The 18,132-nt window shown below is 71.2% G+C and carries 10 protein-coding genes, 1 tRNA gene and 1 pseudogene; 11 read left to right on the plus strand and 1 reads right to left on the minus strand.

The annotated features are described in order from the left end of the window. The first annotated feature begins 32 nt into the window (after positions 1-32). Positions 33-106, plus strand: a tRNA-Thr gene (locus ACZ6ZQ_RS24860). Between the two features lie 272 nt (positions 107-378). Here the strand turns inward: ACZ6ZQ_RS24860 and ACZ6ZQ_RS24865 are convergent. Then, positions 379-617 (minus strand): annotated as a pseudogene (locus ACZ6ZQ_RS24865) (ATP-binding protein); the annotation flags it as partial. 70 nt (positions 618-687) lie between these two features. On the opposite strand from ACZ6ZQ_RS24865, the gene ACZ6ZQ_RS24870 reads away from it, so the two are divergent. From ACZ6ZQ_RS24870 to ACZ6ZQ_RS24915, 10 genes are all read left to right on the plus strand, one after another. Further along, positions 688-1,116, plus strand: coding sequence for a hypothetical protein (locus ACZ6ZQ_RS24870; RefSeq protein ID WP_469770709.1), 429 nt, complete (start codon positions 688-690; stop codon positions 1,114-1,116). Between the two features lie 136 nt (positions 1,117-1,252). Continuing rightward, positions 1,253-1,504 (plus strand): DUF6233 domain-containing protein, encoded by a 252-nt coding sequence (locus ACZ6ZQ_RS24875; protein WP_469770710.1) that lies wholly within the window; start codon positions 1,253-1,255, stop codon positions 1,502-1,504. A gap of 321 nt (positions 1,505-1,825) precedes the next feature. After that, positions 1,826-1,963, plus strand: a complete 138-nt coding sequence (locus tag ACZ6ZQ_RS24880; protein WP_469770711.1) for a hypothetical protein — start codon at positions 1,826-1,828, stop codon at positions 1,961-1,963. Between the two features lie 41 nt (positions 1,964-2,004). Then, on the plus strand, positions 2,005-2,340 hold the full coding sequence (locus tag ACZ6ZQ_RS24885; RefSeq protein ID WP_469770712.1) for a hypothetical protein: 336 nt from the start codon (positions 2,005-2,007) through the stop codon (positions 2,338-2,340). Positions 2,341-2,443: 103 nt separating this feature from the next. Next, positions 2,444-3,976, plus strand: a complete 1,533-nt coding sequence (locus ACZ6ZQ_RS24890) for an amino acid adenylation domain-containing protein (RefSeq protein WP_469770713.1) — start codon at positions 2,444-2,446, stop codon at positions 3,974-3,976. After that, positions 3,973-4,233: an acyl carrier protein gene (locus ACZ6ZQ_RS24895; protein WP_469770714.1), complete on the plus strand. Its 261-nt coding sequence runs from the start codon at positions 3,973-3,975 to the stop codon at positions 4,231-4,233. The genes ACZ6ZQ_RS24890 and ACZ6ZQ_RS24895 overlap by 4 nt, the downstream gene beginning before the upstream one ends. Before the next feature lie 2 nt (positions 4,234-4,235). After that, the gene (locus ACZ6ZQ_RS24900) at positions 4,236-5,558 is read left to right on the plus strand and encodes an MFS transporter (RefSeq protein WP_469770715.1); all 1,323 of its coding nucleotides are present in this window, start codon (positions 4,236-4,238) and stop codon (positions 5,556-5,558) included. Beyond that, on the plus strand, positions 5,555-7,699 hold the full coding sequence (locus tag ACZ6ZQ_RS24905) for a hypothetical protein (RefSeq protein WP_469770716.1): 2,145 nt from the start codon (positions 5,555-5,557) through the stop codon (positions 7,697-7,699). The genes ACZ6ZQ_RS24900 and ACZ6ZQ_RS24905 overlap by 4 nt, the downstream gene beginning before the upstream one ends. A gap of 79 nt (positions 7,700-7,778) precedes the next feature. Further along, on the plus strand, positions 7,779-14,129 hold the full coding sequence (locus ACZ6ZQ_RS24910; RefSeq protein WP_469770717.1) for an amino acid adenylation domain-containing protein: 6,351 nt from the start codon (positions 7,779-7,781) through the stop codon (positions 14,127-14,129). A gap of 16 nt (positions 14,130-14,145) precedes the next feature. Continuing rightward, on the plus strand, positions 14,146-18,099 hold the full coding sequence (locus ACZ6ZQ_RS24915; protein WP_469770718.1) for an amino acid adenylation domain-containing protein: 3,954 nt from the start codon (positions 14,146-14,148) through the stop codon (positions 18,097-18,099). Positions 18,100-18,132 lie beyond the last annotated feature (33 nt).

Consider the following 18,132-nt stretch of genomic DNA (forward strand, 5'->3'; position numbering starts at 1 on the left):
TGCTCCTGCCGGGACGGGTATATCCGCAGCTTGCCGCCTTAGCTCAGTTGGCCAGAGCAACGCACTCGTAATGCGTAGGTCTCGGGTTCGAATCCCGAAGGCGGCTCATCGTGAAACCCCAGGTCGGAAGCGATTCCGACCTGGGGTTTCGTCTTTCAGCGGATGCGCCGACGGCGGCGGGAGCGGGCCGCGTACCTGTCAGCGGTCTCGGTTCTGGTCTCAGCCACGGATTCGGATGATCGCCGAAGCGCTTCCCGCCCTGGGGCAGCTGTGGACCAGAAGCGCATCTATCGGGCGGCGTTCCGCCGAACAGCAAGAGGAGCGCGCCTGGCCGGTGGTGCTTTTCTTGCTGGTCCGGGCGATCGCGTGGGTCGCGGGTCAGAACATCTGCTTCCGCTCGTGTGGGGGCGGGGTGGGCAGGCGAGCCGTTTCGAGGTAGCGGCCCTCGCTGGTGCGGCCCGAGTCGATGAGGACACCGCGAGCGGCGAGAGTCGGCTGGAGGCGCTTGAGACGGTCGGAGAGGACCTTGCCCGTGGTCGGCCAGCCTTGGGCAGGGGACGCAGTTCGTCGCCGCTGCAGAGGCAACTGAGGTGGTGCGGCCACTCGGTGGAGGAGGTGCCGGCGGCGAGGCGTGGTGGGCGTTCGATCACATGCTCGGGATGTCGCAAAGGATCATGCTAGCCTCCGGTGGTCGATGAGGTCTTCCTTTCAACGGGGGTTTGCAGTATGGGGATGCGGCGTATTTTCGGACGCACGGCTGCCATGGGTTCCACAGTGATCGCACTGGTTGGGATGGTGCTCGTTCCGCAGGCAAGCGCTGCGGAGACCTGCGTCAGTACCACCGGGGCCAAGATGTGCTGGCAGTCCACGGGTGATGACGTATACATCACCGACACCAAGGCCGATGGCCACCGAGCGGGCGGCTACTACGCCACGGACCGCGGAAGTTACGGATGGTGTGAGAACACCAAGGGCGCAAACACCAAGGTGAAGTGCAACCTTGAGCTGGAGGAGCCCGACATGATCAGTTTCTACGCTGCCAGGTGCGAAACCCCCTGTGGGCCCTTGGGGCATGGCGTTCTGAACAAGTCGGGCTGGAAGCGCGTAGCCGTGTGATTCGGGTGCCGTGCTGAGGTGTGGCTCTCCAGGAGCTCCTGGAGAGCCACACCTTTTGCGTGTCCGATATCGCTCGCCTCGATCTCCTCCGGTTCCTGCGCCGTGTCCAGGTGCAGCAGTTGCAGCAGACCGACCGGTGGATCGCCGCCGAGGAGCAGCGCGCCGCGGCCGCGGCCCGTGCCGAACGCCTGCTCCCGCCGAAGGATCCGGGCTACGTGGTCTCCCACGGCATCGGGCAGGGCCGCCGGCCGGTCGAGGTCCACGTCGGGGACTGCGGCATGGCGAAGCGGACGAACGCGTCACCGCGGACGAGGCGCGCCGGGCACTCGCCAACGGTGTGGAGGCGTGTCAGTTCTGCCGCCCGGACACTGTGCTCGGAGTGCTGTGACGCTGACCTGCACTGGGGCATGCGGAGCGGACCCTCGCGGATGCCCACAGACCAAGATCGGACAACTCGTCATGCGTAGGTCTCGGGTTCGAATCCCGAAGACTCTTTCGAAGTCCAGCTCAGACATCGTCTGAGCTGGGCTTTTTCGTTCAGCCGATGCCACGGCGACGCCGGGGGCCGATCCGACCCCCGTCGGCTCCGCATTGGGTCGCGGCCTGTTTGGGACACCCCGAAGTCATAGCTTCCGTATTGCGGGGCGAGCAGACTCATGGACATGCCCGGGCAAGCACGCCGGGGCGCCAATACCAGGGGGAATCCACGATGAAGCTCATCGTTCGAGTTGTCGCCGCTGCTGCTCTCGTTCTGCTCGGTGCCGTGCCGAGCGTGGCGCAGACCGCTGAGGGGGCCGCCCCCGTTGCCGAGGTGGCGAGCGACCAGGACGGGAACATCTGGGGCTGACCGGATTCCGCGCCGCATCGATCCGACGAGAGCCAGGCCGCATGTATGTCATCTCTGCACGGCTGCTGCATCCACGAGCAGAGGACGATGCCGCCGACCTGCGACGCATCGGTGAACTGCTCCGAAGCGCGACTGCGGGCCCGCAGGGCCGGCTGGAGCATCACTGGATTCAGCCGGCACCGGGCGGCTGCGCACTCGTCCTCTATCTTCTGGCACCGACGCTGGAGCAGGCGGAGCACACCGCAGGTGTGATCCTGCGCCGAGCCCTGGCCGGCGAACCCTCCCTCGACGACTGGGTGATCGACCAGTACGCCGCGGATCTTCCTGTCGAAATGCTCGACACCCTGTGGGCGCGGTACGCCACCGACGAACTCTGACAGCGCCTGTCCCGCGCTCCGTTTCTCCCTTTCTCCTGCCGATACGGCTGCTTCGGGCTGCCCTTATGCCCTTTTCCCGACCCCGAAGGCGGAACCACGTGTCATGAACGCCACCCATCGCACCCTTGTCGAGAGATTCGACGAAGTCGCCGCGGCGTACCCGGAATCGATCGCCGTCGTGTCCGGTGCGAACCGGACGACGTACGCCGAACTGGCCGCGGCCTCGCGCCGCCTGGCTGCCCGCCTCGTGGATTCCGCCGGGGTCCGCGCGGGTGACCACGTGGCCCTCTGCCTGGAGCCTTCGACCGAGGCGATCGCGTGTCTGATCGCCGTGCTGCGATGCGGGGCCTCGTACGTACCGCTCGACGCGCAGAACCCTGCCGAGCGCAACCGCCTCATCCTCGACGACTGCCGGCCTCGCGCCGTCATCGGTGACGCAGGGGTCGGGGCGCCCGGTGTGTACACGGTCACCGCCGACGACGTGAGCGGGACCGCCGGAGACGCGGACGCGCCGCAGTTCGACGCGGCGACCGGCCGGCCGGGAGACGACTGCTACGTCATCTACACCTCGGGGACCACGGGCCGGCCCAAGGGCGTTCCCATCACCCATCGCAACGTCCAGGCGCTGTTCGAGGCGGCGGACGGGCTGTTCACGTTCGGCCCGGACGACACATGGCTGCTGTACCACTCGATCGCTTTCGACTTCTCGGTGTGGGAGCTGTGGGGCCCGCTCCTGTACGGCGGCACGCTCGTGGTCCTCGACCGCTGGACCAAGCTGTCGCCCGAGGCCTGCGCGTCGATCGTGCTGGAGCAGGGCGTGACGGTGCTCAACCAGACCCCGACCGCCTTCTCCGTGATGTCCCGTGCCCTCATGGACCGGCTCCCGGAGGGCGCCGGACTCCCCCTGCGTTACGTGGTGTTCGGCGGCGAGCGGCTGTCGATGCCGGCGCTGCGCCGCTGGCGCGACCGGTTCGGCCTGGACAGCCCGCGGCTGATCAACATGTACGGGCTGACCGAGGCCACGGTGCACACCACGTACCACCCCCTGACCGAGGTGGATCTGGCCGGGGAGGAGTCCGTGATCGGCCGGCCGCTGCCCGGCTTCGTCGCCCGCGTGGTGGACGAGACGGGTCGTGCCACCGAACGCGGTCAACTCGTGGTCGCGGGACCGCAGGTGGCCGCCGGGTATCTGGACCGTCCCCGGACGACGGCGGAGCGCTTCGGGCCCGATCCGCTGGGCCTGCTCGACGACGCCCTGTTCTACCGGACCGGCGATCTGGTCGAGGACACCGGCGGCGGACGGCTGGTCTATCTCGGCCGTGCCGACCGCCAGGTGAAGATCCGCGGCCATCGCATCGAGCTGGGCGAGGTGGAGGCGGCCGTGTCCGCCGTGCCCGATGTCACCGAGGCGGCCGTGGTGGTGCTCGGCACTTCCGACCGTCCGGTACTGGCCTGCGGCTACACCACCCGCTCGGGCCGGCCCCTGGAACTGCGGACGCTGCGCACCGAACTGCGCTCCCGGGTTCCCCAGTACATGCTTCCCGGCCACTTCGAGTGGTTCGAGCAGTTGCCGCTGACGGTGAACGGAAAGACCGACACCCAGATGATCGCCAAGGAAATGGACCTGCGGACATGACCGTGACCAGTGACCCCATCACGCTCTCCGAACTGACGGAGACGATCCTGAGCCGACTGCGCGAGCAGCTGGGCGACCGGAGGATCAGCGAAGAGGACAACTTCCTCGATGTGGGCGGCCATTCGATGATGGCCATCGAGCTCAAGGCATGGCTCGCGGATCGCCACGGCGTGTCCATCGGGCTCCCCGAGCTGTTCCGGGGCACGCTCTCGGACGCCGCGGCCGCGGCCTTCAGCGCCAAGGGCCCGGTGAAGTAGCCGTGCGCAACTACCTTGAGGTTCTCCGCAACCGCGACTACCGCAAGCTGTGGATCGGCGCCGTCATCAGCCTGCTCGGCGACGGCGCGACCTGGACCGCGCTGGCCTGGATCGCCGTGTCGACCGGAGGCGCCAAGACGCTGGCCGTCCTCGGTGTCTGCTACTCGGCGCCCGTACTCTTCGGCGGAATCCTGGCCGGCAAGGTGGTGGACCGCTTCTCCCGCCGCAAGCTGCTGGTCTTCGACTCGGTGGTGCGCGCCGCCGCGATGGCCGCCGTTCCGCTGCTGTACGTCATGGACGCCCTGAGCGTCTGGCACCTGTACGCCGTCGCCGCCGTCTACGGCCTCTTCAAGATCCTGCCGATCGGCATCATCCCGGCGGTCCTTCCCGATCTGGTGCCCAAGAAGCAGCTCGACACGGCCATCGCCCTGGAGGCGGTCGCCTACGGAGCCGCCGGTCTGGCCGGGCCGGCGCTCGGCGGCCTGCTGATCCCGTTCATCGGCGGGCACTGGGTGCTCGGCCTGGACGCCGTCTCGTATCTCGTCTTCGCCGGCCTCGTGATGAGCATGAAGGCCCGGCTCGGCCGGCCGGAGCCCGAAGCGCGGGAAGCGGGCGGGAAGAGCACCGAGGCCGAGCGCAGTTCGTGGCGACCGGTACTCCGGTTCCTGGTGGGTGATCGCGTGATGCTGGTGATCACCATCGCGTTCACCGCCTTCAACATGGCGATGGGCATGCTCATCGTGACCCAGCCGTGGCTGGCCCACGAGCGGCTGCCCGGCGGCGCCACGATGCTCGGTCTGATCGTCGGTGTGCTGGCAGGTGCCGAGATGGTCGGTTCCCTGATCGCCGGGGCGGTCAAGCCTGCCGTACGCCCCATGGTCCGTATCGGGCTCCTCCAACTCGTCGCCGGTGGAGGTCTGCTGCTGCTGCTCGGTGCCAATCCGGTGCTGATCCTGATCGGCCAGGCGATCTGCGGCATTCCGGCCATGGTGATGACGGTCTCCTCGCAGAGCGTCCGCTACCAGCGCACGCCCGAGGTGCTGCGCGCCCGCACCATGACGCTGATGCGCACGCTGATGCACAGCGCGGTGCCGGTCGGTTCGTTCGTCGCGGGTCCGCTGCTCGCGGGGGGTCACTACTCCGCGCTCGTACTGACCATGGCCGTCGTCGCCGGCGCGCCAGGTCTGCTGAGCTTGGTGCTGGTGCGCAACGCGGTGGTCAACGAGCCGGACCCGATCCCTGAATCCACCGATGCCGCTGCCACCCCCATCACCTCCACGACCGAGCCCGCCCTTGCGGCCAACTCCGCAGGAGATTCCCAGTGACGCACGCGCCCTTCACCTTCCACCCGCACACCGACGCGTACCTGGCCGCCCTGCGCGACCACCGCCCCGGCACGCTCGTGCCCGTGCTCGGCGAACCGGGCCCCGTCCACCGGGCCGTCATCGAGCTCAGCAGGCCGGAGCCGCAGCGACCTGCCCCTGACCCCGGCGAGATCCTGGTGGTCTGGCCGGCCGGCTCCAAGGCCGCCGAACTCGCCGCCGCACTCGCCGACGCCGTCCAGGGCCGGGGCCGGGAACTCGCGCGGCCGGAGTCCATCGGCGAGACCAGCGGCACCGCCCGCCACGTCCTCGTGGTGTCGCTCGCCGACGAGATCGACGAGCGTTCGCTGACCCGGATGCACGACAGCCTCTGGGAGCACCGCTCCGCAGGTGAGGGCGGTCATCTCGGCATGGTCGTCGGCGCCGACCTGGAGCAGCTCAGCTGGATCGTCGCCAAGGGCCTGGCCCTGCCCCACCGCATCACCCCCACCGAGCAGCATCTGCGGGTGTGGCCCGCCGTGCAGCGGATCTCGAAGCGCTACGGGACCGGCACCTGGGTCCTCCAGGACGATGCCAAGGCCGAGATCGTACGGCCGCTGCTGCTGGACACGCACACGGCGGCGGTCTCCCTGGTGGCACATGGCCGCGACGACGTGATCCACCTCAACGACACCGTGATCTGCCCGATCGGCGCGCACACCATCGACCCCGGCTCGCCGTCGGCCTCGCACGCTCCGGTCTGTGCCTTCACCGGCCGGTGCTACCGGCCGGAGGTCGCGAACGAGAACATCATCCTGTCCGGCGGGATCGCGGCGGACGTGCTGTTCGCCAACTCCTGCATGGGCATGCGGGTCAACGAGGGGCTGTATCCCCAGGAGTACCTGATGCCGCACGGTTTCGTACGCGGCACGGCAGCCGCGTACCTGGCCACCGGGCAGGTCATCAACGGTCTGCTGAAGGTCAACGACATCTTTCACACGGCCTGCGGCACCGGGCGCACGCTGGGCGAGGCCGCCACGCTCATCAACGACCACCTCCGCTACGAGCGCGTCGACCTGCCGTACTACACATTGCTCGGCCTGCCCTGGCTGACCGTCGCCGAGGGCGGCACCGAACCCGGTGAGCAGTGGGGCGAGTTCCTGCTCGCACAGGGCGAGCCGGGGGTGGAGGGAGGCGGTGTCCGCGCCGCCGCCGTAGCCCTCGCCGCCGAGGAGTCCACCGGCAGCAGCGCCCATGTGCTGTACGTGTCCGGGCGTGGGGCGGCCGTGCTCGGCGACGAGGCGCCCCAGGGGCTGGACCTCACCGCCGTGCCGCATCTGAAGCAGACGCTGCAGGCGATGGGCCGCGCCATGACCAACCTGGAGGACGTCGCCTTCACCGGCCTGAAGTACTCCCGCCAGGGAAACATGCTGGTCAACGTCCGCGATCAGGTCGCCTCTCTGTCGCAGGCGCTGCACGGCGCCGCGCTGATGGGGGACATCAAGCGGATCAGGCGGCGCATCGGAGCCATCACCACCGGAGTGGAGCGGGCCGAACTCACCCTGGCCGAGGCGCTGTTCGAGCGCGGTGTCCAGAGCTTTCAGCACTACAACGACGTATGGGGCGAGACGCTGGAGCTGCACTCTCCGGAGCTCGCCGACGAGGAGTGCCCGTACTGCGCGCGGTTGCTCGTGCGGCAGGGCGCGACCCACCCGATCATCGGCCGCATCGGCCGCGATGCCCAGGTGTGCCCGCGCTGCGGCATGATCCGCGACGCCGACGCACGTACCCCTGTCACCGGCATGGTCGTCGACACTCCGGAGATCTGGCGCTGCGGTGAGACCCAGGACATCGCCCTGCGGTTCCGGCTGGCGCCCGCCGCGGGGAAGGGGGCCGGTCCGGACAAGGCGGCGGTCGGCATCTTCATGGCCAACGCGGCCAGGAACGGCATGGACTTCCCCTCGCCGCGCTTTGTCGAACTCGGAGCCGACGGCACGGGAGAGCTCCGGGTGAGCGTCGAGGTGCCCGAGGGCGCACGGATGCACCAGGAGTACGTCCGGGGCCTCGTCGTCGCCGAGGGCACCATCTCGTTCGTCACCCGCCCGGTGTGGGTGCGCCCGGCCGTCACCGGTCCCGTGCCGATCACGCTCTCCGCCCGGAGCTGATCAGCCCGTCGCTCCGCGCGATCACCGATCCGCCGACCCACCGATCCACCGTTCTGCATCCGCACGGAAGGTCACACGCATGTCCGAGACAACCGTCACCACGGCGGCGGTTCCGGCCTCCTACACCCAGGAAGGTCTCTGGCTGCTGGAGCAGCTCGGAGCCGGCCCGGTGGCCAACAACCTGCCCATGGCCTGGCGGATCGCCGGCCCCGTCGACCCCGGCGCATTCCGCGCGGCGCTCCGTCTGGTCGCCGTCCGCAACCCGGTCCTGCTCTCCCGCTGTGACTGGGACGAGGCGGGAGACACCCTCCTGCTGACCCGCAGCCACGAGCCACAGGACATACCTGTGGACATCTCGTACGGCACCGGCGACGAGCAGGCGTACGCCGAGGCGTACGAGGAGTCGCTGCGGCCGTTCGCGCCCGGGCAGCCGCTCGTCCGCGCCCGCATCTGGGCGCCGGCCGGCGACGAGGGCGCGGCCGGCGACACGCTGCTGCTCCTCGTCATCAGCCATCTGGTCTTCGACGGCGGCTCCGAGGAGTCGTTCTTCGCGGAGCTGCTCGCCGCGTACCGGCACGTCACCGAGGGCACGGAGCTCCCCGGCGCCCCGGAGCCCTACCAGCGCTTCGCCCAGGAGCAGCGCGAGCTGTTCGCCCGGCCCGGTCAGGCCGAGCGTGTGGCGCGGCTGGCCGCCCGGCTGCCCGTGCCGCAGCCCGTCCCGCTGCCCCGCTCGGCCACCCGCCGCGAGCAGGGCGATCCGTCCGAGGCGCTGCGCCACTACGTGCTGCTGGACGCGGAACAGCTGGCGGGGATACGGAGGTTCGGCCGCACGCGGGGGGCGTCCGAAGTCATCGTGATCCTTGCCGCGCTGGTGGCCACCGCCGCCCGCCTCGGCGACCAGGAGAACTGCGGCGTACTGCTTCCGTACGCCAACCGGGCATCGGCGTGGGCGCGTGACGTGATCGGTCCCTGCCTCAACAGCCTCTACCTCACGGCCGACGTGCCCGCGGGCCGCACCTTCGCCGAACTCGTCGACCAGGTGCGGGACCTGGCGTTCGAGGCGTATGACGACGCCGACATCCCCGCCGAGGCGCTGCGCGCCCGCTGGGCGGAGAGCGGCGCCGAGGCACGCAGCAATCTGATGCTCAACCTGTTCCCCCGCGAGCGCGCCGAGCTCCAACTGCCCGGTTGCACCACTCGCCGCCTGAGCTGGGAGGAGACCCCGGTACGGGCCCGCGCCGACCTGTGCGTCTACGGCTGGCCGCAGGACGGTGGGCTGCGTCTGGAGTTCCTGTACCGCACCGCAGCGCTGACCGACGCCGACGCGGCGTCGTTCGCCGCTTCCCTGACCGGACTGCTGGTGCAGGGCATCGCCGCTCCGGAGCTGCCGGTCACCGGATTCGCCCTGGACGGGGCCGGGGAGAGCCTGCGTGAGCTGTCCGCGCCGCTCGTCTCGTCGCCGCATGCCTCGGTGGTCGAGCAGGTGTGGGCGGCCGCCGCCCGCGACCCGCACGGCCTCGCCGTCAGCGCCCCCGGGGAAGAGCTGACGTACCGCGAGTTGACCGGCCGCGCCGACCGGGCGGCTGCCCGGCTCCGCGAGCGGGGTGTACGGGCCGGGGACACGGTCGCGCTGGAGGCCCCCCACTCCCTGCGGACCGTGCTGGGTGCGCTCGCCGTCCTGCGGGCCGGTGGTGTGCTCCTGCTCGTACAGCCCGATCTGCCGCAGGCCCGCCGCGAGGCGGTACTCGGCCTCGCCGGCCCCGCCCTGCACCTCGGCGACGGCGATCTCGACGCGCTCCTCGAAGCGTCGGGCACCGCGCCCGGGACGGCGGCTGAACTGCCGCTGCCGGCCCCCGACGACCCCGCGTACATCTTCTTCACCTCCGGCTCGACCGGTGTCCCCAAGGGCGTACTCGGCCGGCACGGCGGTCTGGGCCACTTCCTCGCCTGGGAGCGGGACGCGCTCGCCACCGCCGCCGGCGACCGCGTGGCCTGGCGCACCAACCCGGGCTTCGACGTCGTGCTGCGCGATCTGTTCCTGCCGCTGGTCTCCGGCGCGACACTCGTCGTGCCCGACCCGGCCGACCTGGACGACCCGGCAGCCACCCTGCGCTGGCTCGCCGCGTCCGGTGCCACCACGCTGCACATCACGCCCAGCCTGGCCGACCTGCTGGTCGCCGAGCACGCGGACGATCCCGATGCGGCGCCCCGTCCGCAGGCGCTGAGGGCCGTGCTGTTCGCCGGTGAGCCGCTCACCGGGCGGGCCGTGACCCGGTGGCGACGGCACTTCGGTGAGACGGCTCGCGTGGTGAATCTGTACGGTCCCACCGAGACGACCCTCGCCAAGTGCTGGTACGAGGTCCCCGCCGACCCGGTCGACGGTGTGCAGCCGATCGGCCACCCGTTGCCCGAGACGCAGGTCGTCGTGCTGGGCCGGGACGGCCGCCCGGCGGGCATCGGCGAGACCGGCGAACTCACCATCCGCACCCCGCACCGCTCGCTCGGCTACCTAGGGCCTCTCGCCGGCGACCGGTTCGCGGTGAACCCCTTCCGCGACGACCCGGCCGACGTGCTGTACCGCACCGGCGACCTGGGGCGCCTACGCGCCGACGGGCTCATCGACATCCTCGGCCGCGCCGACGACGAGGTGAAGGTGCACGGAGTCCGCGTCCAGCCCGCCGAGGTCTCGGCCGCGCTCCGCGCCCACCCGGGCGTCGAACAGGCGACGGTCGTCAGGAGCGACGACGGCCACGGGCTGATCGGCTACGTCGTGCCCGCCCCCGGGACGCTGCTGGACGAGGGCGGGGCGCTGCGCCATGTCGCCGCGCTGCTGCCCCCCGCGTTCGTGCCCGCCCGGCTGGTCACCCTCGACCGGATGCCGCTTCTGCCGAACGGCAAGGTGGACAGGCGGTCCCTTCCGCAGCCCTCCGACAGCTGCCCCGAGGTGGAGATCGTCGCACCGCGCACGGCGGACGAAGCCGCGGTCCTGGAGATCTTCCAGCAGGTGCTCGGCGTGGCACGGATGAGCGTGCACGACGAGTTCCTCGCGCTCGGCGGCCACTCACTGCTGGCGATGCGGGTCGCCGCCCGGCTGCGCAAGCGCTTCGGCGTCCGGGTGCCCGCCCAGGTCGTGCTCGACCGAGCCACCCCCGCCGTGCTCGCCGACTGGATCGGACGGCAGTCCCCGGACGCCGGCCGGCCTTCGCCGCCTATCACCGGTGACCGCCCCTACCCGGCCGGACTCGGCCAGGAGCGGATGTTCTTCCTGGAGGAGATGACCGGCACCGAACCGGGCGTCTACAACATCCCATGGTGCTTCCGGCTGCGCGGCCGGCTCGACACGGACGCCTTGCGCGCCGCGCTGCTGCGGCTGACCGAACGCCACGCGCCGCTGCGCACCGGCTTCGAGGTGACGCCGGAGGGTCTGCTGGCCCACCCCCGCCTGGCGGCGGACGTCTTCGACTTCCGCACGGTGAACCTGGAAGGCCCGGACGACCTCGACGCCTTCGTACGGGCGGAGCTGACACGGCCGCTCGATCTGCGTGCGGGCGGCGCGGTCCGTTTCGCGCTGGCCGAACTCGGCCCCGAGGACCTGGCACTGGTGTGCACCGTCCACCACATCGCCGCCGACGGCTGGTCGCTGTCGGTGCTCCAGAGCGAACTCTCCGCCCTGTACGCGGTGTTCGCCGGGCATCCCGGAGCGGCCGAGCCGCCGCTCCCGGAGGGCGGTTACGCCGACTTCGCGCTCTGGCAGCGCGAGCGCACCGCCGAACTGGAGGCGGACGGACGGCTCGCCTCGGCGGCCGCGCGGCTGCGAGGTGCCCCCGAACGCTACGGCATGCCGACCGACCGGCCGCGCGGCCGCCGCCAGACCTACCGGGGCGACCGCGAGGCGCGCGCACTGCCCGACGGGTTCGCCGAGCGGCTGCGGACCGAGGCGGCCCGCCGTTCCGTCACCCCCTTCACACTGGTCGCCGCGGCCTACGCGGCGGCGGTCGCGGCCCGCGGCGGCGACCGGGAGCTGGTGCTCGGCGCGGCCGTGGCCAATCGGCCCGAGGCCTTCCATCAGGAGCTCATCGGCTGCTTCATCAACACCGTGCCGCTGCGCCTGGCCATCCCGGCCGGCGGACTGCTCGACGAGCTGATCGACACGGTGGCGGCCGAGACGGCCGGTGCGCTGGCCGACGCGGACATCCCCTTCGAACGGCTGCTATCCGAGCTCGATGTGGAGCGCACCGCCAACCACCCGCCGGTCTTCCAGGCCATGCTGGTGATGCAGCAGGCCGAGCCCGCCGGGCTCGAACTGCCCGGCGTGCGGGTCACGGAGGTTCCCGACGCCCGGCCGACCGCCAAGACCGACCTGAGCCTGATCGTCCACCTCGACGGCGCCCACCCCACGCTCACCATCGAGTACAACGCCGACCTGTTCGAACCGGCCACCGTCCGCGCTCTGCTGGACCACATCGGCCATCTGCTGGAGGTGACGGGACAGCCGGGCGCGCGGCACGACGCTCTGCCGCCCGCCGAACTGGCCGCCGAACTGGCCCGGGCCGCGGGCCCGGACCGGCCGTTCACCCCGGGTGAGCCGCTCGACCTGCTCACCGGCATCCGGCGCACGGCCGCCCGTACCCCCGACGCCCCGGCGGTCAGCTACGCCGGCCGCACCCTGAGCTACGCCGAACTGATCGGTCTGGCGGACGCGCACGCGCACCGGCTGCGCTCCTGCGGGATCACCACCGGCGACGTGGTCGCCGTGCATCTGGAGCGGTCCGCCGAGATGGTGGTGGCCCTGCTCTCCGTGCTGGCCGCCGGCGCCGCCTATCTGCCGCTGGACACCGGCGCCCCGGCCGAGCGGCTGCGGGTGATGATGGACACCGCGAACGTCCGGGCGCTGCTGACCACCGAGGGCGGTGTGCCGGACGAACTGCGCCGCACCTACACTCTCTGCGTCGATCTGGACGCCCCGCCCCGGCCGCCGCTGGACCTGGCGGTACCGCCCCAGGCACCCGCGTACTGCATCTTCACCTCCGGTTCGACGGGCACCCCCAAGGGGGTGCTGGTACCGCACATCGCGATCACCAACCGGCTGCGCTGGATGCAGAGTGCCTACCGGCTCGATGCCCGCGACACCGTGCTCCAGAAGACTCCGTACACCTTCGACGTGTCGGTGTGGGAGTTCTTCTGGCCGCTGCTGGCGGGCGCCAGGATCGTCATGGCCCGCCCCGGCGGACACCGCGATCCCGGCTATCTGATCGAGGAGATCCGCCGCGAGCGGGTCACGACACTGCACTTCGTGCCGCCGATGCTGGCCGCGCTCCTCGAACACCCGGAGGCCGGTTCGATCGCCGACTCGGTACGGCTCGTGGTGTGCAGCGGCGAGGCCCTGGAGGGCAGCCTGCGCGACCGGTTCCACGCGGTGACCTCGGGCGCGTCCGGGACCCCGCGGCTGGAGAACCTGTACGGCCCGACCGAAGCGGCCGTCGACGTCTCCTGGTACAGCGCCGCACCGGACGACTCCGGGGCCGCGGTCCCGATCGGCCGGCCCATCGACAACATCCGGCTGTACGTCCTGGACCGCGACACCATGCGGGTCACGCCGCCCGGCGGCGTCGGCGAGCTCCACATCGGCGGCACCGGGCTGGCGACCGGCTACAGCGGTCGCCCGGATCTGACGGCGGACCGGTTCGTCCCGGACCCGTTCGCCGGGCCCGACAGCCCCGGCTCCCGGCTCTACCGCACAGGTGACCTGGTGCGACGGCAGGCCGGCGGCGAGCTTGAGTACTTCGGCCGCACCGACTTCCAGGTGAAGATCAGGGGCGTACGCATCGAACTCGGCGAGATCGAGGAGCGGCTCGTCGCCCAGCCCGAGGTCAGCGACGCGGTCGTCCTGGTCCACGAGAACCCGGGCGGTGGGAAGGAGCTGATCGGGTACGCCACCCTGCGTCCCGGCACCCGGATCGACGGCCCCGCATTGGTCGAGCGGCTGCGCACCTTCCTGCCCGACTACATGTGCCCGTCACTGGTCGTGCTGCTGGACGAGTTCCCGCTCGGCGCCACCGGCAAGGTGGACCGGCGCGCCCTGCCCGATCCGCAGCTGTGGCGGCCCGAGGCCGCCGCGTACGAGGCACCCGCGACCGACGAGGAGCGGGCACTCGCCGCCATCTGGACCGATGTCGTCAAACCGGCCGGACCGGTCGGCGCGGGAGACAACTTCTTCGCCCTCGGCGGCGATTCGCTCAGCGCCGTACGCGTCGTGGGCGCCGCGGCCGACCGGGGATGGCGGCTCACCCTCGACGAGGTGTTCACCGCGCGCGACCTGCGGGAGCTCGCCGCCGCCCTGACGCCGACGGACACCGCCGAGGGACCCGCCGCGGCCGTCACCGACTTCACCATGCTCAGCGCCGCCGACCGTGCGCTGCTCGGACTCTGAGAACTCTGGAGAACAGATGACCACCGCTACACCACAGCGCCGGGCAGCCGCCAGCGCCGTCACGGACGCCTACCCGCTCTCCCGCCTCCAGGCCGGCATGATCTACCACGCCGAGCTGGAAGGGGACGCCTCCTACTATCACGACATCTACTCGCTGCGCGTCCACGGACCGTGGCAGGAGGAGGCGTTCCGGGCAGCCGCCGAAGGTCTCGTCGCGGCCCACGACACGCTGCGCACCTCCTTCGAGCTCGCCAAGTTCAGCGAGCCCCTGCAGCTGGTGCACTCCACGGCCGAGGTCCCGCTGGAGGTCGTCGACCTGCGCGGCCTGCCCGAGGCGGATGTCGAGCACACCCTGGAGGAGTGGCGGCGCGCGGAGACCCAGCGCCCCTTCGACTTCGCGAAGGCGCCACTCTTCCGCATGGTCGTCCACCTCCTGGACGACGGGCAGTTCCACTTCTGGTGGTCCTTCCACCACGCGATGATGGACGGCTGGAGCCTGCACTCCGCGGTCACCGACCTGTTCGCCGGATACACCGCGATACGCAGGGGCGAGGCGCCGCGGTTCACCGCCCCGCGCACCCGCTACCGCGACTACATCGCCCTCGAACTGGACGCCCTCGACGATCCCCGGCAGCGCGACTTCTGGCGCGGCCGGCTCGCCGGGGCCGAGCCCGCCGCCCTTCCCGTACCGCCCCGGCGCACCAGCGACGAACTGGAGTCGGTCGTCGAGGTCGAGTGGCACGACATTCCCTCCTCCGTCCTGTCCAGGCTGAACGACCTCGCGGCGACTCTGCGCGTCCCCGTCCGTACGGTGCTGCTCACGGCGCATCTGCGGGTGCTGTCCGCGCTGCTGGGCCGCTCCGTCGTCATCACGGGCGTCGTCGGCAACGGCCGCCCGGAGACCACCGACGCCGAGCAGGTCAAGGGCCTCTTCCTGAGCACTTATCCGCTGCGCACCGAGATCCCGGCGGGCAGCTGGGCGGAGTTCGTGACCGCGGTGTTCGCCGAGGAGACCGCGATCCTGCCGCACCGGCGCTACCCGCTGGCCGCGATGGTCGAGGAGACGGGCTGGAGTCCCTTCGACGTCGTCTTCGACTTCCGGCGGTTCCGCAGCTACGAGGGACTCACCGAGCAGGACGACCTGAGCTTCGACATCGGCGCCTACTACGAGCACACCAACTTCCCGCTCACGTCCGGGTTCGTCATGAACCCGGACGGCACCGAACTGCGCCTCCAGTTCCGCTACGACGCCCGGCGTTTCGACCACGACGACACCGCCCGCATCGCGCGCTCCTATCTCTCCGTGCTCGCCCGGATCGCCGCCGACCCCGATGCGCCGGTCCTCGCGGAACCGGCCCTCGCGACCGAGGACATCGCCGTCCTCACCCGGCACGCATCCGGACCCCGGCAGGACCCGGACGGTCCGCGTGGCGTCCATCAGCGCATCGAGCGGGCGGCCAGGCCGGGCCGTACGGCCGTACGGGCGATCGACGGCGAGCTCGACTACGACGATCTGCTGCGGACCGCGGGCCGGATCGCCGGCCATCTCCAGGACGCCGGGGTACGCCGCGGCGACCCGGTCGGCGTCTGCATGAACCGCACCGTGCTGCTCGTCCCCACCCTGCTCGCAATCTGGCGGATCGGCGCCAACTATGTGTCCCTGGACCCCGCTTACCCGATCGAACGGCTTCGCTACATCGCCTCCCACAGCGGCGCCGGCTTCGTGCTCCACGACGCCGCGTCCGCGCCGGTCGCCGCCGAGCTGGAGCCGGCCCCGCTGGCCGTCGAGACGGCCGCCGCGCACCCGCGCAGCGCCGATGCGGTCGAGGTGTCGGGCGACGAACTCGCCTACACCATCTACACCTCCGGCTCCACGGGGCTGCCCAAGGGTGTCCAGGTGCCGCACGGCGCGGTCGTGAACTTCCTCGACGCGCTCATCGAGGAGCTGGAGCCGGCCGACGAGCACACCTACCTCGCCACCACGTCGATCAGCTTCGACATCCATGTGAACGAGATGTTCGTGCCGCTCGTGCTCGGTGCCCAGATGGTCCTCGCGGCCCGCAGCCAGGTCTCGGACGGCACCGCGCTGCGCGACCTCATCGAGGCCGAGCCCGACCTGATCGGCCAGGGCCCGCCCGCCATGTGGCGGATGCTGCTGGACACCGGCTGGCGGCCGTACGGCATGGCGGCCGTGCTCTGCGGCGGCGAGGCGTTCCCGCGCGACCTGGCGGAGAAGCTGACCCGCGACGGTGTGCCGGTGTGGAACATGTACGGCCCCACCGAGACCACCGTCTGGTCGGCCGTGCACCGCGTGGCGGACGGCGACGGCACCGTCCCCATCGGCCGCCCGATCCGCAACACCACCCTGTGGGTGCTCGACCAGAACATGGACCCGGTCTTCCCCGGGGTGCCCGGCGAGCTCTACATCGGAGGCGAGGGCGTGGCGCGCGCGTACCACGACAGGCCCGACCTGACCGGCGACCGGTTCGTCCCGGACCCGTTCGCCGGCCCCGGCCGGCCGGGTGCTCGCCTCTACCGCACCGGTGACCTGGTGCGTATCGCCGAGAACGGCACCTTCGAGTACCTGGAGCGCGTCGACCTCCAGGTGAAGGTGCGCGGCTACCGCATCGAGCTGGAGGAGGTCGAGGCCCGGCTCGGGGCCCACCCGGACGTCTCCGCCGCCGTCGTCGCGGCCCCGCTCGGCTCCGACGGGGAGCGCGTGCTGGCCGGCTACGCGGTCGCCGCGCGCGGCGTCGACGGGACGGAGCTGCGCTCCTGGTGCGCCGAGACCCTGCCGGACTACATGGTCCCGCAGGCCTGGGTGCTCCTCGACGAGTTGCCGCTGACCCCGAACGGCAAGGTCGACCGCAAGGCACTGCCCGGCATCGGCGACGCCGCGGCGCTCGTCCCGGCCGACAGCACTGCCCCGGGCAGCGACACCGAGAGGGCGATCGCCGCGATCTGGAGCGAGGTCCTCGGCATCACGGGCATCGGCGTCAACGCCAACTTCTTCGACCTGGGCGGTCATTCGCTGCGCGCCCTGCGCGTCGTACTGAAGATCCGCGACGAGCTCGGTGTGGAGGTGCCCGTGGCCTCGCTGCTCCGGGCGTCCACGATCCGCCGGCTCGCCGCACTCATCGACCGGGAGGCCGGCGGGGACGCGAACTCCGCCCGCCCGCTCGTCGTACCGCTGAACGCGCAGGGCGCCGCCCCGCTCTTCCTCTTCCACCCGCTCGGCGGCCACATCTTCGGCTACGGGCCGCTCGGCCGGGCCCTGGAGGGCGAGGTCACCGTCCACGGCGTACGGGCCAGCGGTATGGAGCCCGGGGAGGAGCCGCTCGACTCCATGGCGGAGCTGGTCGACCGCTACCTCGGTGAACTGCGTGCCGTGCAGCCGGAGGGCCCGTACCGGCTGGCTGGCTGGTGCATGGGTGCCACCGTTGCCGTGGAGATCGCCCGGCAGCTGCGCGCCGGCGGTGAGGAGGTCGGGTTCCTCGGTCTGATCGTTGCCAACCCCTTCGACCAGGCGCCACGGATCCTCCTGGAGGACCTGACCGCCCTGGTGCATCACATGCTCGGGCAGGGCACCGATGTGACGTACGAGGAGCTGGCGGCCCTCGACTCGCTCGACGAGAAGATCGAACGCGTCTTCAGCCGCAGCCGCGAGGCCGGTCTGCTGCGCGACGACGTCAGCAGCATGGACGACGCCCACCGGCTGCTGCGGGTCTACCAGGCCAACGCCAGGGCGATCAGCTCGCAGGAGCTGCCTCCGTACGACGGCCCGGCACATGTCTTCGTCCTGCCCGAGGACGGCTTCCAGCCCGCAGACATGGGCTGGTCGAAGGTGATCACCGGATCCGTCGTGCAGCACGACCTGCCCGGGCTGCCCACCACCTTCCTCGATCCGGAGGAGATCGGCCGGCTGTCCGAGATCCTCGCCGGCGAACTGGCCGGCCATGCCGATGCCTGAGCCCCGTCCGTCCCACCACCGCGCAAGGAGTAC

The organism is Streptomyces sp. NPDC053673 (genome assembly GCF_055585225.1).